Source organism: Shewanella sp. 10N.286.48.B5, from assembly GCF_002874355.2.
Classification (GTDB): domain Bacteria; phylum Pseudomonadota; class Gammaproteobacteria; order Enterobacterales; family Shewanellaceae; genus Shewanella.
Genome location: NZ_MCVG02000001.1, coordinates 2,264,766 through 2,290,833 on the forward strand (window position 1 = coordinate 2,264,766; position 26,068 = coordinate 2,290,833).

Genomic DNA, 26,068 nt, shown 5'->3' on the forward strand with positions numbered 1-26,068 from the left:
CCATCGGTCTTCTTAAGGCTAATTGTAGCAAGCCAACACTTTTAATGATACCAATAATTACGAAAAACTTACCAAATCGTATGTTCAATATACAAGATATTCGTTTATATACGATTTTTACGCTCCTAAAACTGAAAGTCTTTCATAAAAGATCACAAATTAGCATTAAATTGTTAGAATTTTAACTTCAACAACAGATTTCACTGTCAGGGCATTTAAACACTTGTCACTCGCGGCGGCGCAAAATTTACCCATAAAAAAACGCGTAAATTACGCGTTTTTATTGGTATTTAAACTTAACAAACAGGATTAGTCACCCATCATGCCTGCTTTATATGCATGACGACCCGTTTTTCAGAAATAGGATAAGCTGTACCAAGTACCTGCGCAAAGCAAGACACTCGGTATTCTTCTATCATCCAGCGGGCTTCAAGCAGTGCTTCTGGCACTGGTTGAGTTTTAGGTACCTTGGCTAATTGCGCTGAAAGTAAGTCCTGAAGTTTACTAATGCTCACCATATGTAAGCGATCACGGGTTGGGTCAACAGGCAGCTTTTCAAGGCGATTCTCTATCGCTTTAAGGTAACGGCCGACATCAGCGAGCCGTTTCCAACCGCAATGCTCAACAAAACCTCTAAACACTAACTTATCAAGCTGGTTGTTGATGTCACTCATCGCAAAGGCAATATCTAAGCTGATCTTGCCTTTTAAGCGTTTTTTGATGCGTTGATAGATAGTCAGCACTTGCTCCACTTGCAGTGAGATTTGTTCAGCATAGCCATTAAGCTCTTGTCTAACCCAATCTTTAGCTTGCTCAAATTGCTGTTCATTGCGCACATCTAATTGTTTTTCATCAAGTAGTTGCTGCACTGATGCCGAAATTATATCGTCAATTAACAACTGTACTTGTCCAAACGGATTAAAATACATCGCAAGCTTGGCTTTGTTAGGCAATGCTTTTTGTAAATGCTTAACCGGTGACGGAATGTTAATCAGCAATAAGCGTCTTAAACCTGCTCTATGATGTCGCTCTGCCTCAAATTCATCATCAAACAGTTTAATCGACACCTGACTTTTCTCGTCAATTAGCGCTGGATATGCTTTAACTTCATAGTTGCCCCTGCGTTTTTGATATTGCTTAGGTAAGTCGCCAAATGACCAAGTAGTAATATCTTTCTTTTCAATGCCATCTTCAGCGACATTGCGAATGGCTTTAGCCACCACACCTTGTAGTTTATCTTTCAAGGCATCGAGATCTTTACCTTGATCTACCAAGCGATGTTTATCATCTTCAATTTTAAAATTCATTGTCAGATGCGCGCTTAACTGGCTTAAATCAAAATCATCAGCGCTAATACGGGTCCCTGTCATTCTTAATAACTGTTTGCACATAGAATCAAGCATTGGCATTGCAAACGGCTCCATCGCTTGTACACAAGCTCGGCCATAATCAGGTGCGGGGACAAAATTACGACGCAGGGTTTTAGGTAATGATTTAATCAGCGCCACTACTTTTTCTTCGCGTAACCCCGGCACTAACCAATCAAAGTCTGCAGTATCAATTTGGTTAATTAACGCCACAGGAATATGAATAGACACGCCATCATCAACCGCCGCGGGCTCAAAGTGATAACTCACTTTTAAGCCCAAGTTGGCTTTATGCCAAATCTCAGGAAAATCCAATGCTGAAACATGGTCAGCACTGCGCTGCATTAACAGCTCTTGGTTAAAATCAAGTAACTCAGGTGAGGCTTTACGGGCTTCTTTCCACCATTTAAAAAATAGTGGCGCGTTATAAATCCCTTGCGGAATTATCGGTTCGTAAAAATCCACCAGCACTTGTTCATCAACTAAAATATCGCGGCGACGTGATTTGTGCTCTAGGGATTCAATATCATTAAGTAGCTGCTGGTTTTTAACAAAAAACGGTTCTTTGGTTTGTAACTGCCCTTCTGCTAATGCGCTGCGAATAAATATCTCCCGCGCTTCCACAGGTTCTATCGGGCCATATTGCACTCGGCGGCGATTAACCACGGTTAAGCCGTAAAGCACTTGGTTTTCAAAAGCGATAACACTGGCGGGTTTGGCTTCAAAGTGCGGCTCGATATGATTTTTCTTAATCAAATGCGCAGCAAGAGGCTCTAACCATTCAGGCTGAATTTTGGCGCAGCAGCGAGCAAATAAACGCGAGGTTTCAGTTAGCTCTGCTGCCATGATCCACTTAGGGCCTTTTTTAGCCAGTGGTGACCCCGGGAACACAAAAAACTTACGGTTACGGGCACCAAGGTACTCGTTATTGTCATCTTTAAAACCAATATGACTCAACAAACCTGACAATAAGGCTTTATGCAGGTTGTCATAACTTGCAGGGGTATCATTTAAACGCCACTTTAAGTCATGCACGGCTTGTTTAAGCTGGGTGTATAAATCTTGCCATTCACGTACCCGTAAATAGGCTAAATATTCTTCACGGCACTGCTTTCTAAATTGGCTTGCCGATAACTCGTTTTTTTGATCTTTAATGTAATTCCACAAATTAACCCAACTGGCAAAGTCAGAGTCTTTATCGGTATAACGTTTGTGACACTCGTCCGCCGCTTGCTTCTTATCTATGGGTCTTTCGCGTGGGTCTTGAATCGACAAACCAGCAGCAATAACCATCACTTCATGTAGACAATTCATATCTTTTGCTTCAAGCACCATACGGGCTAAGCGAGGATCTAACGGGATTTTAGCGAGATTTCGACCCAAGTTTGTCAGCACCAGATCTTTGCGCTGCTTTTTAACCGCCTGTAGCTCTTCAAGCAATAAGAAACCATCACGGATGTGTTTCTCTTCTGGCGGCTGAATAAACGGGAATCCAGCGATATCGCCTAAACCAATGGCTAACATCTGCAAAATAACCGATGCTAAGTTAGTACGCAGGATTTCAGGGTCGGTAAATTCCGGACGCTGCATAAAATCCATTTCATCGTATAAACGAATACAAATACCCGCCGCAACACGACCACAACGACCTTGGCGCTGATTAGCACTGGCTTGTGATATTGGTTCAATAGGTAAACGCTGCACCTTAGTGCGGTAACTGTAGCGGCTAATACGCGCTGTGCCGGGATCAATAACATAGCGAATCCCAGGTACCGTTAATGATGTTTCAGCGACATTGGTTGCCAATACAATTCTGCGGCCTACATGACTTTTAAAGACTTTTGATTGCTCGCCATAGGATAAACGCGCATATAGCGGCAGCACTTCTGTATCGCGATAGTTTTGCTTACGCAGCATTTCGGTGGTATCACGAATTTCTCGCTCACCGTTCATGAAAATCAAGATATCACCAGGGCCTTCTGCCATTAACTCATCAACAGCAGAAAAAATACCGTCACTGACATCTAGGTCTGCATCGGTATCACGGACTAATGGCCTGTAGCGAGTCTCAACCGGGAAAGTACGTCCAGATACTTCAATGACAGGGGCTTGATTGAAATGCTTCGAGAAGCGCTCAACATCAATGGTTGCTGAGGTAATAATAACTTTTAAATCAGGACGCTTTTTAAGCACTTGTTTTAAGTAGCCTAAAATGAAATCGATATTGAGGCTACGCTCATGAGCTTCATCAATGATGATGGCATCGTATTGATTCAAGAACTTATCAGAGGTCAATTCCGCTAATAAAATACCGTCGGTCATTAGCTTGATGTAACTATCTGGACTAATGGCATCAGCAAAACGGACTTTAAAGCCAACAACCTCGCCTAGCGGGCTGTTTATCTCTTCAGCGACGCGATTTGCCACACTTCTTGCGGCTAATCGTCTTGGCTGGGTATGACCAATTAAGCCACGGGTACCAAGGCCTAACTCTAAACAAATTTTTGGTAACTGAGTGGTTTTACCTGAGCCGGTTTCACCCGCCACTATCACCACCTGGTTATTGGCAATGGCAGAGGCAATATCATGACGTTTTTGCGATACAGGTAGCGAGTCAGGGTAACTCACTTTAGGAATGTTATTAAGCCTATATTGGGCTTTATCAAACGCTTTAACGGCTTGCTCTGATAACTTAGCCAGGAGTTGATCTTTCTTTTCAGATTGCGGCTCTTTTTTTAACTGAAACAACCGACGACGAATTTTAGCCGCATCGGTTTGATAACATGAGTTTAGGTATGCTTTAGAGAGCGGGTGTTGATCTGAATTCAAATCTAATTCCTAGCAAGTATGGCAAAAATGCGATCCTAGCAAGGAACTAGACTGAATGGTATTAGTTTACGTCATTCCCTTTAAGCAGGGGTTAAATAACACTGTTGCATATAAACATTCATCGCACTCAGTACATTGGTGCGGTTAATGGTACCAATCACTTTGCCATTTTCTACTACGGGGTAAATTTTAGGTTTCGCGCCTAACATTTGCTCAGCAAGTTGCAAAATACTGCCATCGGGCGTTGCCGTTAGCACCTCTGTTTTCATGCAGTCTTTGACGGTCTCAGTCATATCACAGTGGTAACTGCTTTTTAGCATCACAGATAAACAATCTTGCTGAGATAAAAAGCCCACCAATGCGCCCTTATTATCAATCACTGCAGCGCCCGCTTTATTGTGGGCTAATAGGTGTTCCACTGCAGTAGCCAATGACATTTCGGCTTTTAACAGTACGGGTTGTCGATCCATATATTCAGATATTTTTATTGAATCCATATATTACCCCTTAACTCATTCATAACGCGCTGGTGATTTATTGAGCCACTGGTGCTTACCTTATTGGCTCAATAAACTAGCTTGCTGTGTCTATGACAGCTATTTTCAATGTACTCATTAAGTACTCTTATTGAGTGTAGTCAAATTTAACAACATTCGTTGATTGAATAAGTCGATTGCGGTAACAGGAATTTGTGTTTGTGAATACATGGGGGAGTTTAGTTTACGTTTTGTCCGCTTGAGAAGTTAGTTAAAACTCATATTTAGATAGACACGTTTGGTCACTTTGATTCGCTATCCCCTTTGGCCAGTTAATCGCAAATGGATAATCGCAAATGGATAATCGCTAAACCACTGAATGACGACTAGATTCAATAGGAGTTAGAAAGGGTCTAGCTGAATCATATAAAATGACTATGTAAGCCATGTATAATCCGTTGGTTAAATGACCAAGCCTAAAGGGTGTTGTTTATCTTTAAGTAATAACTGTTTAAATTCATCAGCGGTTACCGCTTTACTAAACAGATACCCTTGACCAAATTCACATTTCATATCGGCTAAATATTTCGCTTGATATGGCTCTTCTATTCCCTCAGCGATCACTTTTAAATTTAGTGCATTTGCCATTGCGAATATTGCTGTCACTAATGACCGATTAGCTGCATTCGTTTGCAAACCATCCATAAATGCTTTGTCTATTTTAAGTTTTGAAAATGGAAATTTTTGTAAGTAACTTAATGATGAATACCCCACACCAAAATCATCAATAGACAGACCGATGCCAAGTTTATCAACCTTATTAAGCATATTAAGTAAGTCTTTATTATGATCGATCAAGAGACTTTCTGTAATTTCAATGGTCAATTTATCTGCAGGGAGTTGACTCTCATTTAAGGCTGTTTCAATTTTTTCGAGGAGAGCATTACAATACCTAAATTGCACACTAGAAAAATTAACCGCTATATTTATTGGGGTAATTTCTTGCCATTCTGCCGTATTATAGCAAGCTTGCAAAAGTGCCAATTCACCAAGTTGATGGATCAAACCGTTTTTTTCTGCCAACGGTATAAATATATCAGGTGCAACAAAGCCTAACTCGTTATCATGCCATCGCATAAGGGCTTCTGCTGCGACAATTTTGCCACTTTTTAGCTCAATAATCGGTTGATAGTACATCTCAATGTCATTATTGTTAATGGCTAAGCGTAAACGCTTGTCTAATAAAACACTCTGCTGTAAAGACTCATTTAAACTTGAGTCATAAAAACTAAAGTCATTCCGGCCAGAGTCTTTCACACGATACAAGGCCATATCTGCATTTTTCAGCAATGTTTCAGGGTCATATCCATCCATTGGATACATAGACATGCCAATGCTCGCCGTTATAAAAAATTCAAAGTCATTTACGATAAATGGTTCATCAAAAATACTAAGAATTTTAGTTGCCAGATCTGTTGCTCTACCTATATTCATTTGAGACTGAGCAATGAGTAAAAATTCATCACCTCCCAACCGGGCAACCATATCCGTTTCATACACGGTATCAAGTAGGCGACGACTTGCCATTTTAAGGATATCGTCTCCAGCTGCATGGCCTAGTGTGTCATTAATTTTCTTAAAGTTATCTAAATCAATAAACATGACTAATATTTCAGTGTTGTTTATTTGTGATTGCTGAATAGTTTGACTTAAGTATGTATGACTAACATTCCTATTTACCAAGCCGGTAAGTTCGTCATGGGTTGCTTGATAAGCGAGTTGACTTTCCGACTGTTTACGCCTTTTTATTTCACGTTCTAACAAAACATTTTGCTGACTTAATTTATCTTGCTCTTCAACCGAAACATTAATTTGAGTGCGTAAAATGGTATTGCTCTTATCAATTTTCAATAAGTAATAAAGACCAAATAACAAGGGGATAGCAAGAAAAGAAAGGATTAAAGTGAAATTAGAAGAAGTAAGAATATCTTGATCAAAAATAGGTTCAAACCAACTCTCTAAATACAAATCAACACCTGCAATTTCATTATCAATTGCAATGTTATTGGCTAATTCAGGCTTTAAAGTGAGATTATTTTTATTGTCAGATGAAATAGAGTCCCAGATGAGTAATGATTTACCATTAGGGGCTGTCAGCTGCAAACGACTATGACGGTCAGCAGTATTTTGTAATTTAAGTTGATTGATGACCAAGTGTAAATTAAGGTCAGCAACAAATACTCCAACAGGTTTTCTTTGATGAAAAACGGTTTTATGTAACTGTATTTTTAATCCGTTGGAACCTTCTACTACAAAAATCTCACTTTGTTGTTCTAGGCTTTTTTCCTTTGAAATGTTCGCCTTATCAAAAAATAAATCAGTATGAGTATCTGCGATTGCATTGCCAGACAAATCAATTAACACCACACGATTGAATATTTTATGCTCATCTAATTGACTATTTACAACAAAAGAACCTAACTGCCTTTGTAAATTAGTTAAACTTGAACCAAGCCCATACTCCATAGACATACCGGAATGGAGATTAGCAAAAAAAGTACTAACCGTTTTATCATCTTCTAAATCAATGACATATTGTTGACTCACTGAAAGAATAAACTCAATGGTTTTTACATATTGACTGACCTCAAGCTGCAATACGTTAACCTGAGATTTTTGGAGTTTACTCTGCCCAAAATGAGTGACAGTAAGAATTAACCCAAGATACGCAATCAGAATAGCGGCACCAATTATGATGATACTTTTAGTACTAAAAAACTTTATCACTTTCATCAGCTATTAATCTAACGTTTCAAAAAATTGAGGATAAAAATAGAAGACATCGGGATAATATTTTTTTACTAACTTTATGTAACTGCCGTCAACTAATGTTGTTTTAAAATAAGTATTAAATGCTTTTCGTAATTCAGGTGAATTTTTACGGAATGCGACAGCCATACGCTGCTCTTCAGATATTGGGCCAATGACTTTTATTTCGCCCGACCACTTTTGCAGTGCAATCAGTGTATCTGGTACATCAAGCAAGGTACTTTCAGCATCTTGATTTAGAATAGCGGGAACCATTTCATTTAGCTTGCGCGCCTTTACTGGCAAGATAATATTGGCCCCTGTTTGCGCCATATTATATAAATCTGGATCTAAGCAAGATTGCTTCATTGCCAAAACATCTCTTCCCAAAAGCTTTGATTTTACCGTTTGAATATCAGTAGTAATCGAACCACTAGGCTTAATTGGCTGTAAGCTAGAATCTGTCCGCGCGACTAGCCATACTGCCGATGGAAAATACACTTCGGAAAAATCGACAAGTTGAGTCCTCCAATCAAGAATGGTATATCCATTAGAAATAACATCGCCTTGTATTGCTTCTTTTGATCCTAACTGAATATTTTTGTCTACAAAGATTGCATTTTGGCCATTAATTTTACCAATTAGGTTGCTCCAAGATGCTTCAACAAATTGATATTCAACATCTAAATATTCTGCAAAGCCTTGCATAAGCTCCACATCGAGACCTGTTAGGACTGTTTTCTCGTTTTGTGGGTATTGAATGACAAAGTTTGCATAGGGAACGCCAATATGCCTGAGCACCCCTGATTCCTTAACCTCTTGAAGATCATACGCAAGAGACTGAGGACTAAAAATAACAATACAAAACAACCATAATGTATTTAATAAGTTTATATGGCTTCTTTTATTTAACATTTTACTTCCAACTAATTTAAACTACCCACTTAATACAAATAGATACTCACCACATCAATATAGACGATATTCATCTTGTTATCTTTGATAACAATGTCACTTCAAATGACATTATGGTTCATCAGTCAATTATTTTCTGTTCCCGGAGTAACAAAAACTTATTTTAGCTTCATGCTTTCTTGACAAAAAATATTAATTTAGGCTCATTTAAAATTAATTAAATAACTTAAAAACAGAAGGTTACTTAGGATGTATACAGACAGGAGATAAAAAGCTAATACAAGATATTCAAAATAAAATTTATCAGAGATTTGATTAGCACATCATTATAAAGGGCTTTGCTTCCCGAAATGGAAAGCTCGATGATTATGCTCGAGGCTAGCCAAAGCTGTACTTAATTGTTCTTGCTTTAATCTAATCCATTACCTATCTCAGCTAATGTTTAGAGTTTAGGGTCGATGTTTAGAATTTAACATGCCCCGCTTACATAAATGTGAGCTGAACTCATCGACGTTACAACATGTCCGAGCAACATTTTCGTTGAGGGTAGAGCCACGACATCGATGAATAAAGCCCTGTTCTTTTATGTGCTTTCTGCCTATGCCCGGCGCTTTTTAAACGCATGTAAACCAGCACTTAGAATAGTTTTGAACACCACACCAAGGGCACTTAATTTGGGGTCGGCTTTTTTACCTGCGGCGATACGCCACATTTGGTGTTCATACCACACCAGTCCAACCATGCCTATTTTGTCTAGCGCAGGTTTGCCAGTAGTTGGAACAGTTAGCGGCATGCCATAGTTTGGATTTTCAATTAACTTATTGGGAAAATAAGGGTCTACCGCCATAGTTCGTGCAATGCCAATAAAGTCTGTAGCCGAAGTATTTAGTGTAGTCAAATTTAACAACATCAGCAGATTGAATAATTAGATTGCTGTAATAGGGCTTTTAAATTAATTGGCAATAGCATGGAGCAGTTAATGGATCAGGTCAATTAAGCGCTGAGTTAAGCGATGGCAGGCTATAACAGTCATAGCATGAATTGCTGATATAGAGACTTCATATAAAAATCACAGCGACTTTAATTACTGCGTTGCATTTTTGCCACATTAACCCAGCAAGGCACAAGGTAGGACTAGCCAATGACTTTACCGTCCCATTAGTTATCATTTGAAGTAAAGACGATTTGAGGTGAAAACACTGTTCGATTTTTTCCTAATTTCTTAGCTTCATACATCAAATCATCTGCAACTTTTATTAAACCTTCTGCATTTTCTGCATCTGTTGGGAATTTGGCTACCCCAATACTGCATGACAGATTAAAAGTAGTTTGTTCGTATGTAATTGTTTCACTGTTGAGTTCATGAATTTTGCGAGCTAAAGTTTGGATGCCTAAACTATCATTTTCGGTCACCAATATTAAAAATTCATCACCGCCATATCGTGCAATACAATCTGATTTTCGACATGAAAGCTGTAAGCGACTCGCTATCTCTTTTAAAATAGCATCGCCACATGGGTGACCATAGGTGTCATTAATGCCTTTAAACCTATCTACATCAATAAAGAATAAATAAGCATGGCTCCCGCTACGCTGAGCAAGGTTGAGTGTATATCTTGACTGCTGTAAAAAGCTGTTACGGTTGCATAATCCGGTTAAATTATCAGTTTGGGCAAGCTTGGTTGTTTCCGCTTCTAATTCTTTTATTCGGGTGATATCTCGGCTAATCCCAAACATGCCTATTATTTCGTTAGAATCATTAAAAATCGGGGTTTTGCTGGTGCTTATCCAGCACAGCTTCCCATGTTGATCAAAATAAGTTTCTTGCAATGAATCAATAACTTTACCCGCTAATATGTCTTTATCAACCTGTCGATAATGAGCGGCATGATCCTCATCAAAAAGATCAAAGTCTGATTTTCCGATAATATCTTCAAGGTTTTTTATTTGCAGAAGATCCAGAAAAGGTCTGCTGGCATAGGTAAATCGAAAATCCCTGTCTTTAAAATAAATAAAATCTGAGCTGCTTTCTAAAAAGAAAAGAAAATAGTCATTCCCTGACATTTTATTGTGTTTACCTATCATTATTAGCTTAATCCTTTAGTTAAATATAAGCTATAAAACGTCGAAGCAAGATGTCTTCTCAGCCTTTATCCATTTTAAACAAAGCTCGAATTATCACAATTCAAGCTATGATCCATACCAATCAAAGATTTAAAAATAACATTAACACCTAGATTAGGAATTGCAACTTTAGCTGCAGTTTGTTGAATCGTATCAAGGCAGTTTAATACTACGCTAAGTTAAATATAGTAGCGATGGCCAACTCACTTAAAGCAAGTTGATAGAATTGCTTTAAGTGACTGCGTTAAACTCTTTTAAGGCTAAAAGAGCCAACTCGGCCTTAGCTGATGGAACAAAGATATGATCGTGATAATAAGCCGCAATGACGTTAGCACTAATACCATAAGCCGTTAATTTGGCAGATACCGCCGCGGTTAACCCTACAGCTTCAAGACTTGAATGCACTGTTAACGTTATTTGGCGAAATGAGCCTTCAAACCCTAAACCAGCTTGTTGGGCGGCAGTTTTATCCAACACTAGCGTTAATCCTTCTGCTTCACAAAATGTGGCGACAGGATCAAGGGAAATATAATCAACTAACGCGCCTGAAACCGTACAGAACACAAATTCTGCTGGCAGCAGTTGTGGCTCCATCGACTTTAATAGTGCATTTAACTCTGTAATACCTGACATGATGACTCCTCTATTGCTGACACGCTATTATTAAACCTAAAGCTTGGCATAAATCGCTATATCACGGGGCAAGTTAATACTTACTTATTACTGCGGTTTTTAAACATGTTTTTTAGTTTTAATTTTAATGGTTTTAGCTTCATTAGATAATCACGAATAGTGTCAGTTTTTGCAAGAAAAGCATATTCTTGTTCAGTTAATTGTTGCGGCTGATAAGTTCGTATTAAACGATATAAATGGTAATGACTGACCTTTTTGGCAATCAACCAAATTGGCGACCATTCAAAGCTTCGAAATGTAATTCTTTCGAAATCAACCATGCCCAGGTTCTCATCACTGTCTGCTAATAAATCTCGCACAGGCATTGCATGGCGCGCGACACCTTGAGCGAGCATATTGGCAACCATTTCCCGTAACAGGATAATTTGTTTCACTGATAAGGTTTCTGGTGCAGTACCTTTTAAACGACTCATGGTCAGCGTGGTATTTTCATCGTCGAAATGAAGTAGTTTTGGGAAATTATCGAGCCCGATTAATCGTTGTAAGGCTATTTTTTCTCTGAAGTAGCGCTTCTTGTAATCCTTCACCTTTTTGAATGTTTTAATGACAGAGCTAGCCTCAATCACAACGTTCATTTTTGCCGTCTCGTAAACACCATCTTTAACCACTTTCATAACTAGCCTTAATAATACTTAATCTTAAAGAAATTCCTAAATACTACATATCGTCTTTGCATTACTGGCTAACAGCGCCGTTTAGGTATTTGTAGCCTTTTTACTTCAAATCACAACTTGCGTGTATTCATTCAAATTCAATGTAAAAAATGACTTTCCCATTAATCGCCTACCTTCAATATTCATTTACTTAGCTTGTGTCTCACAACCTATGTTTAGTGTTGTGCTTAGCTAGCTTGTTATTGAGGCTGGTACATAATCATAATTCAGTATAACTATACGGTTTTGTGTATCTAACTCACGGATAATTTAGAGGCTTAGCTCATATAAACTCGACTTTTATACTTATGTACAACAGCCATAAAGCAGTAACAAAACAAGCTGTAAACTTTGCAACAAAAACACAAAGCAACGACCATTTTATTTCAAAAATAGAATTATTAACTATAGTCCAACAACAGCTAACGAGTTACCATCAATCACTTTCTATTTGCACTATAGAAACTTTAATCGCTTACCGCTGACTCACGCTTATGTAATACCTATTAGCATTGATCTTGCTAATACAATTCACCACAGGCTCAACATTTGAATAACCCTATTAAGATAAAGGGAATATTTGCCCGCCTCAAGTGATTAATAATCAAGCACAATCACATTAAACAGTTTTAAACAGTTTTAAACAAGGCTTAAAAGAAAAAAGGCACCAAGTGAATACTTGATGCCTTTTTAGCTAGTGCTTAATACTTGTATTAAAAAACGCACTAAAGGGCTTACTTATCTCGCCAAATCATCACTTGGGCTTGTTCACCCTTTTTACGGGTCGCACGGTACATACCTTCGGTATTAAATGGTGTGGCAATATTGCCGCGATGATCAATAGCGATAACCCCGCCGGTGCCACCCGCAGTGATAAGGCGCTGATTAATCACTTCATCGGCAGCTTGAATAATGGATTTACCTTGGTATTTCACTTTGGCGCAAATATCCCCAGCCACATGGTAGCGAATAAAATATTCACCATGGCCAGTTGCTGATACTGCACAGACACCGTTTTCAGCATAAGTGCCTGCGCCAATAACGGGTGCGTCACCAATACGACCATAACGCTTATTGGTCATGCCGCCTGTTGATGTACCCGCACTAATATTGCCACTTTTATCCAGAGCTACCGCGCCCACTGTGCCCACTTTAAATTCGACATCGAGTGCATTATGGGAAGCGATATAGTCTTTATTATCTAATTTTGCTTGCTCCATTTTAGCTTTAGCCCGTTGCAATGATTCATAGCGGTGTTGAGTATTAAAAGTCTCATTGGCAACCAGCGGCACCCCTTGGGTTAAGGCAAACTCTTCAGCGCCTTCGCCATAGAGCATCACATGTACTGATTTATCCATCACCAAACGCGCCAAATCAATGGGATTTTTAACGTGCTTAACCCCCGATACAGCGCCTGCATTCATGGTTTTTCCATCCATAATAGAGGCGTCCATTTCATGCTGTTCATTGTGGGTATAAACCGCCCCTTTGCCTGCATTAAAGTATGGCGAATCCTCTAAAACATTAATAGCTTGAGTTACTGCTTCAAGGCTTGAACCGCCCTTTTCTAACACCACATAACCCGTATCAACGGCCTCTTTTAATTTAGCGCGATAGGCTTGTTCTTGCTCAGGAGTAAAACTACTGGCCTTTATCGTGCCTGCACCGCCATGAATAGCGATGGCAAACGGCTTGTCATTGGCAACGCTGCCAAACGATGAAGCAAGTAGTGTAATACATGACAACATGGTTAATTTATTCATTGTTATTCTCATATTTATCAAGGGGAGAAGCGGCTAAGTTTATTGATTCTATGGTAAAAATAGCATTAAGCAACGAAGTTAATAAATTTTGATTATTTAAAAATAGTTTATTAAAGGCTTACTTATGCTTCAGATGCAAAGCTCATTCAATTGTTGAATAGCACTGGCGCCATGAGGAACTTGGAGTCTCGGCTGGTCAGTCAACCAAATTGCGTTAATACCCGCTGCAATCGCTGGCTGAATATCTTTAAGTAAACTGTCCCCTACCATGGTTACTTGAGACTTTTCAGCATCAAGTTTATTAATGATTGACGGCAGGAACTCAACTTCTCCTTTAGAGAAACCAAGGTTTGCTTTGCAAAAATAGCCGCTAATGAATGGATCTAATCCTACACGTTCAAAGCTTGTTTAATGTCAACTTCTGCGGAGTCTGCAGCGCCAGTGGCGACATAAATATCAGCAGATGATGACAAGTAAGCAAGGGTTTCAATTGCGCCATCAACCGCTTTAACCTTTTCCCAATGACACATTTTTCCTTGCTCATCGGTAAAGTCGACCATCAAGGTGTCACCCCAATCAAACAAATAGATAGCTTTCATTTACCTTCCTTGTACTCAACAATATCGGTTAGTCTAATTTAAAACATTACCAACTAAATGTATCAAGAGAATCGTTTACTTACTTTAAATTGAGTCGTTTCATTAATCGATGTAGATTACCGGGGCTTAATCCTAGTGCATTGGCTGTATTGGTCAGTTTTTCATTATTGGCGACATAGGTTTGTTGAATCAGTTTAGTTTGAAACAGTTCTGTGGCATTTTTTAAATCCATATGCACATAGGGTTCAAATCCCTTCTGTGATTCAAATGACTGCTGCGATAAACTAGGCTTAGTTACCTGAGTTGATGCATTTGAGGACTCATCTTCAGAGAACATCAGCTGCGTTGTTTGCAGTAAATTAAAATGATGAGGTTTTAGAATTAGGTGCGTTGAATTAGTTTCCGCTTTGGCCAGCACTGCAGCGCGATTCAAAGCGTGCTCTAATTCACGTACATTCCCTTCCCACTGGGTTTGTTGTAACAACGCAAGCACCTGAGTATCCAGTTTAATGCTGGCGACATTCAGTTTGTGCTGGCAACGCTCTGCGAAAAAACCTGCCAGTAATATAATGTCTTTACCGCGTTCTCGTAGTGGCGGTACAAATAAAGGAAACACACTTAAACGATGATATAAGTCAGATCTAAAATGCCCAGCTTTAACCTCTTCATGCATGATGCGATTAGTTGCGGCGATAATGCGCACATCAACTTTAATATTATTATCATCACCAACACGTTGAATATCGCCATACTGCAATGCCCGCAGTAATTTTGCTTGTAATGCTAACGACAGCTCACCCACTTCATCTAAAAATAAAGTGCCATTATTGGCTAGTTCAAACTTACCTTTTCGATGACTAATCGCCCCAGTAAACGCGCCTTTCACATGACCAAATAACTCACTTTCAGCCACAGATTCTGGCAATGCGGCGCAGTTAAGGTAAATAAATGGCTGGGTGCTTCGAGTCGACTTTTCAAAAACAGCATGCGCAACCAGCTCTTTACCCACGCCTGTTTCACCCATAATTAGTACCGACAAATCCGTTTGTGCTACCGCCTCAATATGAGATTTTAGCGCCTGCATGCCTTTCGATTTCCCAATCATCTCATGGTGACTGGCGCTAAAGCTTTGAGGCTTTTCTGAATTAATAACGTCAATATTGCTTTCTAGTTTTTCCACTAATAAGGCGGTATGTAAGCTGTTTGCCGCCAAGGCACTGATTAAACGTAAATCACTGTCTTGAAAGTCATCAAACTGGTGAGGGTCAAAAGCATCGATGGTGACAGCGCCAATTAGGCGACCTTGCTGAATAAGCGGTAAGCCAATGCAGGAGTGAACATGAAGCATTTCATCATGATTCGGGATGAGTCCATCATAGGGGTCGGGTAAATCACTGTCAGGCGGGAATCTGACGATATCACCTGCACGGGCAATCGCTTCTAAGCGAGGATGTTGTTCAATTTCAAAGCGTCTGCCTAACACATCTTCAGTCAAGCCATTGATTGCAAGTGGAATAAACTGTTGCCCTTTGAATAGCAATAGTGCGGCAGCATCGCATTTAAGCTGACTTTGAATGGTCGCCAGTAAGCGCTCAAAGCGGTCTTGCTCTGAAATACTGGAGGAGATATCTAAAGCGACTTGTATCCAATCATTCTTATATTGATCCATATTACCGCCACTTGTTCAAACACATCATTACCTGAGCTCAGCATAGCATTTAATTATCAAATCGATAATTAATTATCCAATTGACAACCAAAATTGATTATCAAAAAGATAATTAATTTAGCTTATTTTTTAGATAACTCACAAAAACAGCATGTTAAAAAGTTGGCCTACTACGTGCAATGTGCTGGACAAGATTCTTATTAAATTATGTTTTATATAAAGGCTGTAATATGACAATTCATGTAAAGAACAACATTCATTGGGTAGGTCAACGCGATTGGGAAGTTCAAGATTTCCATGGTACTGAATATAAAATGACGAAAGGCACTAGCTATAACAGTTATTTAATACGTGAAGAAAAAACCGTCCTTATCGATACGGTAGACCACCGTTTCAGCCTACAGTTTTTACAAAACCTTGAAATGGAAATCGATCTTACCAGTATCGATTATATTGTCATCAACCATGCTGAAGAAGATCATTCAGGTGCTTTAGCGGCGCTAATGGAGCGCATTCCGAATACGCCTATTTATTGTACTGAAGCAGCGATTGATTCGATTGTTGGACACCACCATCACCCAGAGTGGAACTTTAAAACCGTTAAAACCGGCGACAGTTTAGACATCGGTAATGGCAAGCAATTAGTGTTTATTGAAGCGCCAATGCTGCACTGGCCAGACAGCATGATGACTTACATCACCGGTGATGCAGTGCTGTTTAGTAATGATGCCTTTGGACAGCATTACTGTGATGAACATTTATTCAATGACGAAGTCGACCAAGCTGAATTAATGGATCAATGCATGCGTTATTACGCTAACATTTTAACGCCGTTTAGCAGCCTTGTTATTGCCAAAATCAAAGAGGTACTAAGCTTTAATTTACCTGTTGATATGATTGCTACATCGCACGGTATTGTGTGGCGCGATAACCCCATCCAAATTATTGAACAATACCTTGAATGGGCTGATAGCTATCAAGAAGATCGCATCACCATTTTCTATGATTCTATGTCTAACAACACCCGTATGATGGCCGACTCTATCGCCCAAGGTATTCATGATGTCGACCCTGGTGTTGCAGTAAAAGTCTTTAATGTGTCACGCCATGATAAAAATGAAATCCTCACTAACGTATTTCGCTCAAAAGGGGTGTTAGTCGGTTCTTCAACCATGAATAACGTGATGATGCCTAAAATTGCCGGCATGCTAGAAGAAATAACCGGTTTACGATTCAAGCAGAAAAAAGCGGGCGCATTTGGCAGTTATGGCTGGAATGGCGGCGCAGTTGACCGTATTCATTCACGCTTAACCGATGCCGGTTTTGAAACCACGGTAGGCTTAAAAACCAAGTGGCGTCCAGATGGTAAAGCGATGCGAATTTGTCGTGCACACGGCCAACAAATTGCAAAGCAATGGGCATTGCATGAGCTTAATATTACCCCTTTTGTACCAGAGCCCGTTGCTGAGCCGGTACTGTTTAAAGCAGTAGAGCCTCTAGCTATTACTGCAGAAGTTACTGCTGTAGATGTTGCTGCTGTAGATAATACTAATAGCGTGTCACAAATAACATCCGTTGAAAATGTAGGTGCATCAAACACAACAGCTGAAAGCGAAGCCCATGATAGCGATTGCCAATGCATGATTTGCACTGTGTGTAATTGGGTTTACGATCCTAGCATTGGCGAACCGAATCAAGGCGTGTTACCCGGCACAAGCTGGGCTGAAGTACCTGATTACTTCTTATGTCCAGAATGTAATCTCGGTAAGGATGTATTTGCTGTACATAGCAAGGTTGAGGTTGCGTAATGAATAAACCCATTACCATTATTGGCAGCGGCTTTGCCGCTTACCAGTTGGTGAAAACATTACGCCGTATGGATAGCAATGTTGCCATTACTGTAATTACCGCAGATAAAGGCCATGATTATAACAAGCCAGATTTAAGCCATGTATTCTCTAAAAAGCAGTCTGTTGCTGATGTTATTACTATTCATGCTGATGACTTTAAACAGCAATTTAATGTTGAGTTGTTTGCTGAGCATCACGTGACCAATATTGATACTAATAAACAAATCATCACAGCAAACAACCAAAGTTTTGAGTATCAAAAATTGGTATTTGCCACTGGGGCGACTCCTTTTGTACCGCCCATTACTGGTATGCATGACGGTTTAGCGCTAACGCTTAATAGCCTGAATGATTTTGAACAAAACCAGCAACACATTCAAAATGCTAAATCAGTATTAGTGATTGGTGGCGGCTTGATTGGGGTTGAGGTGGCATTAGATCTTGCCAATGCAGGTAAAAAAGTTACCTTAGTTGAGCCCAATAGCCAGCTGATGCAAATTCAATTGCCTGAGTATGTTGCCCAGAAGCTCACTCAAGCTTTAGAGCTGAAAACCATAAAGGTATATACCGCCACCGGGGTTAGCACAATAGCTCAAACTGATTATGGGGTTGTCGCCACGTTAACTAGCGGCGAGCAAATTGAGATTGAGCAAATTCTTGTGTGCGCTGGTTTAAAACCCAATATAAACCTTGCGCAGCGTGCAAACCTAGAGGTTAACCGCGGCATATGTGTTAACGAGTTCATGCAAACGTCTAATGCTAATATATACGCTTTAGGGGATTGCGCTGAATTTGAAGGGCAAGTAAAAGCGTATTTACAACCGACCTTAATTAGCGCTGCTGCATTAGGGAAAACATTATTGGGAGAAGCAACCAAGGTGACACTGCTAAATATGATGGTCAAGGTTAAAACCCCTAATTACCCCATTCAAATAGGTGGTAAAACCGACTCTAGTTCAGTATCACGTTGGAATCTTGATGTTCAATCTCAAGGCATTGTCGCCAAAGGCTATGACAGCGCTGATAACATGGTGGGATTTGTGGTGACTCAAGATTGTACTCAACAAGCATTCTCTTTGTTAAGACAACTCTAAAAACCTTAATTTAATAGCTTCACCAACACTAAACAACAAAGCAGAACAGTAATTAGTTCTGCTTTTTTATTTGGACGATTAAATCACTCCAACATTAAGGTAAAATCAAGGTAGCTTTGACCTTGCATGGCCAAAACCTATCTTAAGCCGAGCACTGGAATGACTGGTTTTTATATTAATGCTTTAATCAGACGATTCTTTCTATGCATTTCAAAGGTTAATTTCAATCCACAACTTGCCTGATTCACATATTCTAGCGACAATACAGTATGAGTTTATGGCCTTTATAAGCATCCTATAATTGTTATTTAAATCTTTTCAATATTGCGTTGTCGCCTTTGCTGCCATTGTCATGATGGTACCTAATTTCGCTTGGGCAAAAGATAACTGGTTAACGGTCAAGGTAACGGGCGCATCAGGACGGTTAACCAAAAATATCCAAGCGCATTTAGGCAATAACCCTGATTCTGAAGTACAACGCAGAGCCTATTTATTTACTGTAGAAGACAATGTTAACGCCGCGCTGGAATCCATCGGCCATTATCACGCAAAAGTATCGATTAACGTTGAAGAAGCGACCAAGGGCCCCTGGAAACTTAACATCGATATCGATGAAGGTGCGCCTACCATTGTTCAGTGGATAGACATTAAATTCAGTGAGCAAATGATTGAAGATAACAGCTTTAATCGTTGGCTTGATCAGTTAACTATCAAACCTGGTGATGTGTTAGATCACGGCGTATACCAAGAGTTAAAAAATCAGCTGGTTACATTAGCTATGGCCAGAGGCTACTTCGATGGAAAATTCTCACGGGCTGAAGTGGTGGTTAATCGGGATGTGAATACCGCTAAAATCCACTTGCATTATGACTCAGGTAGACGCTATCAACTGGGTAACGTCGAGTTTCATGGTCATACTCTCAATGATGAGTTCATGAAAAAACTCATCCCGTTTAAACCCAATTCAAATTATTCAACCCGGCGGTTAAATCGATTGAACCGCAACCTTATCGATACTGGCTACTTTAGTAATATCAAAGTGTTACCACAAGTTGATGCCATGACCGACGTCGATGTCCCCATCAGAGTTGACTTAAGCCCAAGACCAACACACTCATTTGAATTAGGTTTGGGTGCCGATATTGGTACCAATGCCGAAAAAACCATTGAGCCAAGGGTCAGGCTCACTTGGCGGATGCCGCAAATTAACAGCTATGGCCATACTCAAGAAACTACTATGGAATGGTCACCTGACAGGCCTAAGTTTTTAACCACCTATACTATTCCGTTAAAGCACCCGTTAGATGATCAGCTACAATTTAAGATTGGATTACTGCGAGATAAATATGGCGTTACCCAAGATTATAATGAAGAAGATAGAAGCTACGATTACACTGGCCAGCTAGAGTCAGAGAAACGTTTACTCGGGGTGATCAGACAACAAACCCTAGCCGACCAATGGCTATTTGGTTATTCACTTGAATATAGCCAAGAGCTTTATAATCAATCCAATATTGATTACGATTCAAAATTCCTTCTTGCAGGCTTTGGTATTGGCAAAACCGTTCGCGGCGATAACACCTTAGACCCCAAGTCGGGCTACCGTCATATTTACAGTATGCAATATGGTGACCCTAATTTAGGCTCTGAAATTCGACTGTTAAAATTTGAAGCTAACTTTAAATGGATTGATACCTTTTTCGATCGGCATCGTTTTGTAGCCCGACTCGACTTAGGCGCCAACATTGCTGATAGTGACGATATCGCCCAAATATCACCTTCGCTACGTTATTTTACCGGTGGCGATCAGAGTATTCGCGGTTATGGCTACCAAGAGCTAGGGCCATTCATTGAATACACCAACGAAGACGGTAGCACGTCACGTCAGGTTGTCGGCGGTCGTTATTTGATGGTGGGCAGTTTAGAGTATCAATTTTATTTAACTGACACATGGCGACTTGCCAGCTTTGTGGATGCGGGTAACGCTTTTGATACAGAAACATTTGAACCTATTGCCTCCGTCGGCGGCGGCGTTCACTGGATCTCTCCTATCGGACCCATTAGATTCGATTTAGGTGTCGGCTTGAAAGAAACAGAAACGGTCGATAGATCTTGGCGAATTCATTTAACCATGGGGACGGATTTGTAATGACAGAAAAATCCAAGCTACCCCAGCATCATAACGACCATGAAGCCCATGACGCTACACCACTAGATAAAGTGCCAGCAAAGCCGCCATTAACGCTTTGGGCGCGATTATGGAAATACTTCAAACATACCACTCGAGTGATTATCTATATTCCACTGCTGATTTTAATTTTGCTAGCAGTGCTCATTGGCACGCCTTTCGGCGCACGTATGTCAGTGATGTTAGCCAATCAATTTGTGCCCAATCTCGCATTAGACTTACGCTCTGGCACCATCAATAAGCAACTCGAATTTAACCATGCAAGCTGGTCAATGGATGGCGTAGCGGTAGAGGTTGATGACTTAAGCTTATCTTGGCTGCCAACCTGTTTGTTTAACAAGCAAATTTGTGTCGATAAGTTACACGCAAGTGGCGTGCGGGTACGAGTAGCTACTGATGAGTTTGCCGATGATGTGCCTAGTGAAAGTACCGTTGCAAACGCTCGAACAACTCAAGCTGCATTAGCAGATAATCAGCCAGCTAACACTGATAAAACTAATGAAAGTAAAGATGAAGTACCTGAACCGCTGATTTTACCTGTAGTTATTGGCCTTAACGAATTAGACTTAAACTCAGTTGAGGTCAGCGTAAATGACATGCGCTATAACGCCAGCCGCTTGCAAGGCAAAGCACTATGGAATAGCAAAGGCTTAAGAGTTAATTACCTTTATAGTGACGGTTTGCTGGTTGATATTCCTCTTGCCAGTGATGATGTTGCAGCGCCGAACAATACCACTGAGGTAAATGACGACTGGGCTATGGCAGCATTACCAGTGGTTTATATGTCATTCCCTATTTACCTTGAACAACTGATTAGTAATAACAGCGTGATGGTCTTGGGAGCAAGAACCGATGATTTCGCAAAAATAACCTTAGCAGGCAGCTATGTTGATGACTTAATTGATGTGCAGCAATTAGCCATCACTCATGATTACGGTGAGGCAACATTAGAAGGCGATATCCGTTTAAATCACGATTACCCAATGAATATTAACGCCGATTTTAGCCTTAACAATGTGGCCGAAATTCCTGAATTAACCCAGCAAAAAATCAAACTCAGTGCACACAACGGCTTTGATGATTTAGCCGTTACCCTTGCCGCTGAAGGTGACTTTACCATTAATTTTGACTCAAATATCACTTTGAGTAAGCCCGAAATGCCTTATCGAATTGATATAAGCAAAGCCCAAATTCAGTGGCCTTTGATTAAGCCTGACTATGTCACTGATATCAAAACATTATCAAGTACCGGTGACTTCAACCAACAACATGTTGTCCTTGATGGGCAATTCCTCAGCCCCTATCACCCGCAGCTTGAAGTTAATAGCGCAATGCAGCTATCACATACCAATGTGGATATTGCAGATATTGTCATTAGCTCAGATGCGGGGGATATCGCAGGTCAAGCGAGTCTTGATTGGGGCAATGATTTTAGCTGGCAAGCCAAACTCGACACCACTGATTTACAGCTAGAAAAAATCGATTATCTTTATGAACTCACCGAGCTTAGCAGCCACATCAGTGGGATATTAACCACCACAGGTAAGGTTTCTGATACTAGCTGGGAAGTAAATATTGTAGACAGTGATTTAAGCGGCAGTTTAAATCAGTACCCTCTTAGCGTTAAAGGTCAGGTACAATTTGATAATAACTTCGCCATCAATGCCAAAGACCTACAAGCACAAGCCCTCGGCACAACCCTACTTATCAATGGTCAAGCAGATACAGTATGGGATGTAGATGCATTACTTGATGTACCTGACATCAGCCAGTGGCTACCAGATAGTAAAGGGTCAATTACCGCAAAAATCGATGTCACTGGCGATGCCAAACAACCTATCGTTGATATTAACGGCCAAGTGGCCGATTTTGATTTTGCCGATATGAAGCTCGACAGACTGACATTAACGGGTCACTACTTACCGTTAAATGAGCATCAATTTAGCGTGAATCTCGCCAGTACTGCTTTTAGCTGGAGCGAACTGGACTTAACTGACGTAGAGCTAATCGCCTCAGGAGATCTTGGCCAGCAAACATTGCAACTGTCTACGGGTGGAGAGCTAGCCATTAACACCCAATTGAGCAATATATACACGGCAGATAAACAACGCTTTGATACTGAAGTTAACGCCTTATCCTTAACCAATATGCTCGGAGATTGGCAGTTAGATAAGCCCATCATGATCGTTTGGGATCAACTCAATCAACTTGGCAGCGCCAGTCCTTTTTGCATTAATCACCCCAGCAATAGCCTGTGCCTGATTGAACCTGCAAATTTTGGTACCCAAGGGGATATTCATATTCTTGCACAAGGCACACCTGGCCGCCTACTGCAGCCAATATTACCCGAACGCTTGGTATGGATTGGTGACTCTAGCCTTGATGCCAAACTGAATTGGTCTGAGGTTGAAAAGTTACAAGCAGATGTTGATTTAACCTTATCTGAGGGCAAATTAGAATTAAAGCGCTCAGAGAATGATCGCATCGATATCATTTACGACTTAGTTAACTTACATGTCACATTAGATGAGCAGCAACTAACGGGTCAATTATCAGTGCAAGCAGATAGCATCTCAGATATCAGCAGCCAAGTTAACATCAGCACCCAGCCTTCAAGAGAGCTATCAGGGCATATCAATATTGACGAGTTAGATTTAACTGGCTTACAGGGCTTCTTCCCTGAGCTGGCGACATTACAAGGACTGTTTTCCACTGATTTAACCTTATTAGGCACTTTAAATGAGCCTGAAGTCGGTGGCAAAATGACACTATCAAAAGCAGCTATTGCCACTACAAACAACCCGACTTTGATTGAAAATATCAATTTAATAATGGAGCTCGCTGGCCAACAAGGTAATGTAACAGGCGATTTAACCATGGGGAAAGGCCAGGCAAATATCAATGGTAAGTTGGCTTGGCCAGAGGGTAACTTTAATGGTGAAATTGATATAAAAGGTAAAAAGCTCGCCTTTATTCAGCCCCCTATCGCAATATTGGATATTACTCCTGATGTAAAAATTAACTTTAGTAAAAATCAGCTGGCGATCACGGGCACTGTCGATATTCCTAGCGGGGAAATTACATTAGTTCAACTAGCTGAGGGTGGTGTAGCGATATCTAGCGATGTGGTATTTAAAGACTCGATTTCAGAACAAGAAGAAAAAGTCAGCCCTTACGCTATCGTCGCCGATCTCAATATTAATGTGGGCAAGAACCTTAACATTGATGGCATGGGCTTAAACGGCAAGTTAGAAGGAACATTATTGCTACAGCAACAAGCCTTCAAACCACCGCTGTTATTTGGTGATATTAAAGTGAATAATGGCAGTTATAAATTTATGGGGCAAACCCTAACCATCAGTACTGGTGAAGTGCAGTTTGTTGGCCCAAGCTCAGTACCCAACTTAAATATTGAAGCAGTAAAAGAAATCAAAGATGAAGATCTCACCGCAGGCGTGAGAGTCACAGGCACAGCCATGCAGCCAGTAGTGACCTTGTTTTCAAACCCTGCCAAAGAGCAAGCCGAAATTCTATCCTACATAGTCACCGGCACAGGCTTTGCGAACTCTGGTAATGATCAAAATAATGCTTTAATGATGAGCGCGGCGTTAAGCTTAGGCTCACAGTTTGGCGGCGGCGCAATGAACAACATTGGCTCAACAGCGACGGGCTTAATTGAAAAAATGGGCTTTTCTAATGTACAACTTGATGCCAACGATGAAGGACGCTTTGCCATTAGCGGTTATATTGGCGAAGACTTGATGGTGAAATACGGTATTGGTGTTTTTAACCCCGGCTATGAAATGACGGTAAGGTATTATATTTTTTCACAGCTTTACCTAGAAACCGTATCAGGCAACTTAAATCAATCCTTAGATATTTACTATAGCTTTGATATTGATTAAGCGTTACAAACCAAATTTTAGTCACAAAAAAAGCGCCTTAAAGCGCTTTTTTCATTCAAATTAGCAATTAAGCAAATTTGAAATCGATGTGTTCGATAAGCATTTTGTACGCGTGACGCTGTACAGCTTGTGCACGAACTTTAATTTCTTTGCCATCGATTACGATAGTTAACTCGCTTGTGTAGAAATCTTCATTCAACTGTTGGTTGATGATATCTTTTTGAGCGAATTTGATAGAAATAGGCTCTTTACCTGGACCGTAGATTACAGCAGGAACTAAATTCGCATGACGTAGGCGGCGGCTCGAACCTTTCCCGATTTCAGTACGGATTTCAGCATTGATAGTATAAGACATGTAATTCTCACTTATATAAAATAATTTTTGTTGTTATTTTCGACCAATAACAACTCGTGCTCGTTATAAAACTAAGCGCGCGGATTCTAACACAGCTAAATAGCGTCAACAAGCATCACGCCGGTATTTTATCCACATGAACTAACTATATAGCCTTTAAATCATGCTAAATATCAGGCCGTGGGTTTTACCAGCTTCTTACCGGGCCAGTATCAAGGTGAATAAAACCAGAACGAGGGTAATAACCAACCCCGCCCATTTTTAACGACATTGCTGCATCACGTAAGGTTTTAAGAGCAATGCCGGGTATGGCTAAATCCATTGCCATTCCCTTCATATGATAACTTTTCTTGGCAACACCATTACTGTTGGCCGCTAACATATTATTGGTGATCGGAGAGCGATAACCAGAAATCACATGAATTTCATCTGAGTTATTCAGTGTCTGTTGAAGCTTATACAGGATTTCATATAAACGCTTATCCATCGGCGCCGCTTGGTTTTGTCTATGGTCACGTAATACATTGCTAAAAAGCGTTAAGGTATCACTGCGATATTCACCATCAACCCAAAAACTGCCTTGCCCGCGCTCACCAGTATGACGGTTGTAAAAGCTCAGATCACGCTGCCCTATTGTAGATCGGCTTGCTTGAGCGGAATTAGAAAACATTGAAGCGACAGCCACCCCACTAATTCCAAGGATTAACTGCCTACGCGAAGGACAAACTAACGACATTAACTCACCACTTTTTAAAAATTCATACTGTGCACTTTTTGCAC

The 26,068-nt window shown here is 40.3% G+C and carries 18 protein-coding genes; 4 read left to right on the forward strand and 14 right to left on the reverse strand.

The window, feature by feature from the left end:
• Positions 1–320 precede the first annotated feature (320 nt).
• From hrpA to norR, 12 genes are all read right to left on the reverse strand, one after another.
• Positions 321–4,196, reverse strand: coding sequence for an ATP-dependent RNA helicase HrpA (gene hrpA, locus BCU57_RS09730; RefSeq protein WP_102439880.1), 3,876 nt, complete (start codon positions 4,194–4,196; stop codon positions 321–323).
• 80 nt (positions 4,197–4,276) lie between these two features.
• Positions 4,277–4,693, reverse strand: a complete 417-nt coding sequence (locus tag BCU57_RS09735) for a CBS domain-containing protein (RefSeq protein ID WP_102439881.1) — start codon at positions 4,691–4,693, stop codon at positions 4,277–4,279.
• Between the two features lie 441 nt (positions 4,694–5,134).
• Positions 5,135–7,465 carry a putative bifunctional diguanylate cyclase/phosphodiesterase gene (locus BCU57_RS09740; protein WP_102439882.1) on the reverse strand — a complete coding sequence of 777 codons (2,331 nt, stop codon included), beginning with the start codon at positions 7,463–7,465 and terminating at the stop codon, positions 5,135–5,137.
• Between the two features lie 6 nt (positions 7,466–7,471).
• Positions 7,472–8,395, reverse strand: coding sequence for a transporter substrate-binding domain-containing protein (locus BCU57_RS09745; protein ID WP_102439883.1), 924 nt, complete (start codon positions 8,393–8,395; stop codon positions 7,472–7,474).
• 598 nt (positions 8,396–8,993) lie between these two features.
• A complete protein-coding gene (locus BCU57_RS09750) occupies positions 8,994–9,293 on the reverse strand; it encodes a hypothetical protein (protein ID WP_198589964.1) in 300 nt (99 codons plus the stop codon).
• 260 nt (positions 9,294–9,553) lie between these two features.
• A complete protein-coding gene (locus BCU57_RS09755) occupies positions 9,554–10,480 on the reverse strand; it encodes a GGDEF domain-containing protein (protein ID WP_102439884.1) in 927 nt (308 codons plus the stop codon).
• A gap of 270 nt (positions 10,481–10,750) precedes the next feature.
• On the reverse strand, positions 10,751–11,152 hold the full coding sequence (locus tag BCU57_RS09760) for an ACT domain-containing protein (RefSeq protein WP_102439885.1): 402 nt from the start codon (positions 11,150–11,152) through the stop codon (positions 10,751–10,753).
• Positions 11,153–11,232: 80 nt separating this feature from the next.
• A complete protein-coding gene (locus BCU57_RS09765) occupies positions 11,233–11,826 on the reverse strand; it encodes a hypothetical protein (RefSeq protein ID WP_102439886.1) in 594 nt (197 codons plus the stop codon).
• A 773-nt stretch (positions 11,827–12,599) separates the two neighbouring features.
• The gene (locus BCU57_RS09770; protein WP_413211423.1) at positions 12,600–13,628 is read right to left on the reverse strand and encodes an isoaspartyl peptidase/L-asparaginase family protein; all 1,029 of its coding nucleotides are present in this window, start codon (positions 13,626–13,628) and stop codon (positions 12,600–12,602) included.
• Between the two features lie 129 nt (positions 13,629–13,757).
• The gene (locus BCU57_RS09775; protein ID WP_241903572.1) at positions 13,758–14,003 is read right to left on the reverse strand and encodes an HAD hydrolase-like protein; all 246 of its coding nucleotides are present in this window, start codon (positions 14,001–14,003) and stop codon (positions 13,758–13,760) included.
• Positions 14,004–14,017: 14 nt separating this feature from the next.
• The gene (locus tag BCU57_RS09780; RefSeq protein WP_241903570.1) at positions 14,018–14,227 is read right to left on the reverse strand and encodes a hypothetical protein; all 210 of its coding nucleotides are present in this window, start codon (positions 14,225–14,227) and stop codon (positions 14,018–14,020) included.
• A gap of 79 nt (positions 14,228–14,306) precedes the next feature.
• The gene (gene norR, locus BCU57_RS09785; protein ID WP_102439888.1) at positions 14,307–15,896 is read right to left on the reverse strand and encodes a nitric oxide reductase transcriptional regulator NorR; all 1,590 of its coding nucleotides are present in this window, start codon (positions 15,894–15,896) and stop codon (positions 14,307–14,309) included.
• A gap of 230 nt (positions 15,897–16,126) precedes the next feature.
• Here norR and norV point away from each other — a divergent pair, with 230 nt between their 5' ends.
• From norV to BCU57_RS09805, 4 genes are all read left to right on the forward strand, one after another.
• Positions 16,127–17,704: an anaerobic nitric oxide reductase flavorubredoxin gene (gene norV, locus BCU57_RS09790; protein WP_102439889.1), complete on the forward strand. Its 1,578-nt coding sequence runs from the start codon at positions 16,127–16,129 to the stop codon at positions 17,702–17,704.
• On the forward strand, positions 17,704–18,840 hold the full coding sequence (gene norW, locus BCU57_RS09795; RefSeq protein WP_102439890.1) for an NADH:flavorubredoxin reductase NorW: 1,137 nt from the start codon (positions 17,704–17,706) through the stop codon (positions 18,838–18,840). The genes norV and norW overlap by 1 nt, the downstream gene beginning before the upstream one ends.
• Positions 18,841–19,192: 352 nt before the next feature.
• The gene (locus tag BCU57_RS09800) at positions 19,193–20,989 is read left to right on the forward strand and encodes an autotransporter assembly complex protein TamA (protein ID WP_102439895.1); all 1,797 of its coding nucleotides are present in this window, start codon (positions 19,193–19,195) and stop codon (positions 20,987–20,989) included.
• Positions 20,989–24,933, forward strand: coding sequence for a translocation/assembly module TamB domain-containing protein (locus tag BCU57_RS09805; RefSeq protein WP_102439891.1), 3,945 nt, complete (start codon positions 20,989–20,991; stop codon positions 24,931–24,933). Before BCU57_RS09800 ends, BCU57_RS09805 begins: the two co-directional genes overlap by 1 nt.
• 67 nt (positions 24,934–25,000) lie before the next feature.
• Here BCU57_RS09805 and rplY read toward each other — a convergent pair whose 3' ends face one another.
• Together rplY and BCU57_RS09815 are read right to left on the reverse strand one after the other, a co-directional pair.
• Positions 25,001–25,288 carry a 50S ribosomal protein L25 gene (gene rplY / locus BCU57_RS09810; protein ID WP_076539958.1) on the reverse strand — a complete coding sequence of 96 codons (288 nt, stop codon included), beginning with the start codon at positions 25,286–25,288 and terminating at the stop codon, positions 25,001–25,003.
• 187 nt (positions 25,289–25,475) lie between these two features.
• Positions 25,476–26,024, reverse strand: coding sequence for a DUF882 domain-containing protein (locus BCU57_RS09815; protein WP_102439896.1), 549 nt, complete (start codon positions 26,022–26,024; stop codon positions 25,476–25,478).
• Positions 26,025–26,068 lie beyond the last annotated feature (44 nt).

Coding starts and splice junctions, on each gene's coding strand:
- BCU57_RS09735 (WP_102439881.1), bottom strand. CDS start 4,693: ATGGATTCAATAAAAATATCTGAATATATGGATCGACAACCCGTACTG.
- BCU57_RS09740 (WP_102439882.1), bottom strand. CDS start 7,465: ATGAAAGTGATAAAGTTTTTTAGTACTAAAAGTATCATCATAATTGGT.
- BCU57_RS09745 (WP_102439883.1), bottom strand. CDS start 8,395: ATGTTAAATAAAAGAAGCCATATAAACTTATTAAATACATTATGGTTG.
- BCU57_RS09755 (WP_102439884.1), bottom strand. CDS start 10,480: ATGATAGGTAAACACAATAAAATGTCAGGGAATGACTATTTTCTTTTC.
- BCU57_RS09760 (WP_102439885.1), bottom strand. CDS start 11,152: ATGTCAGGTATTACAGAGTTAAATGCACTATTAAAGTCGATGGAGCCA.
- BCU57_RS09765 (WP_102439886.1), bottom strand. CDS start 11,826: ATGAAAGTGGTTAAAGATGGTGTTTACGAGACGGCAAAAATGAACGTT.
- BCU57_RS09770 (WP_413211423.1), bottom strand. CDS start 13,628: ATGAATAAATTAACCATGTTGTCATGTATTACACTACTTGCTTCATCG.
- BCU57_RS09780 (WP_241903570.1), bottom strand. CDS start 14,227: ATGAAAGCTATCTATTTGTTTGATTGGGGTGACACCTTGATGGTCGAC.
- norR (WP_102439888.1), bottom strand. CDS start 15,896: ATGGATCAATATAAGAATGATTGGATACAAGTCGCTTTAGATATCTCC.
- norV (WP_102439889.1), top strand. CDS start 16,127: ATGACAATTCATGTAAAGAACAACATTCATTGGGTAGGTCAACGCGAT.
- norW (WP_102439890.1), top strand. CDS start 17,704: ATGAATAAACCCATTACCATTATTGGCAGCGGCTTTGCCGCTTACCAG.
- BCU57_RS09800 (WP_102439895.1), top strand. CDS start 19,193: ATGATGGTACCTAATTTCGCTTGGGCAAAAGATAACTGGTTAACGGTC.
- BCU57_RS09805 (WP_102439891.1), top strand. CDS start 20,989: ATGACAGAAAAATCCAAGCTACCCCAGCATCATAACGACCATGAAGCC.
- rplY (WP_076539958.1), bottom strand. CDS start 25,288: ATGTCTTATACTATCAATGCTGAAATCCGTACTGAAATCGGGAAAGGT.
- BCU57_RS09815 (WP_102439896.1), bottom strand. CDS start 26,024: ATGTCGTTAGTTTGTCCTTCGCGTAGGCAGTTAATCCTTGGAATTAGT.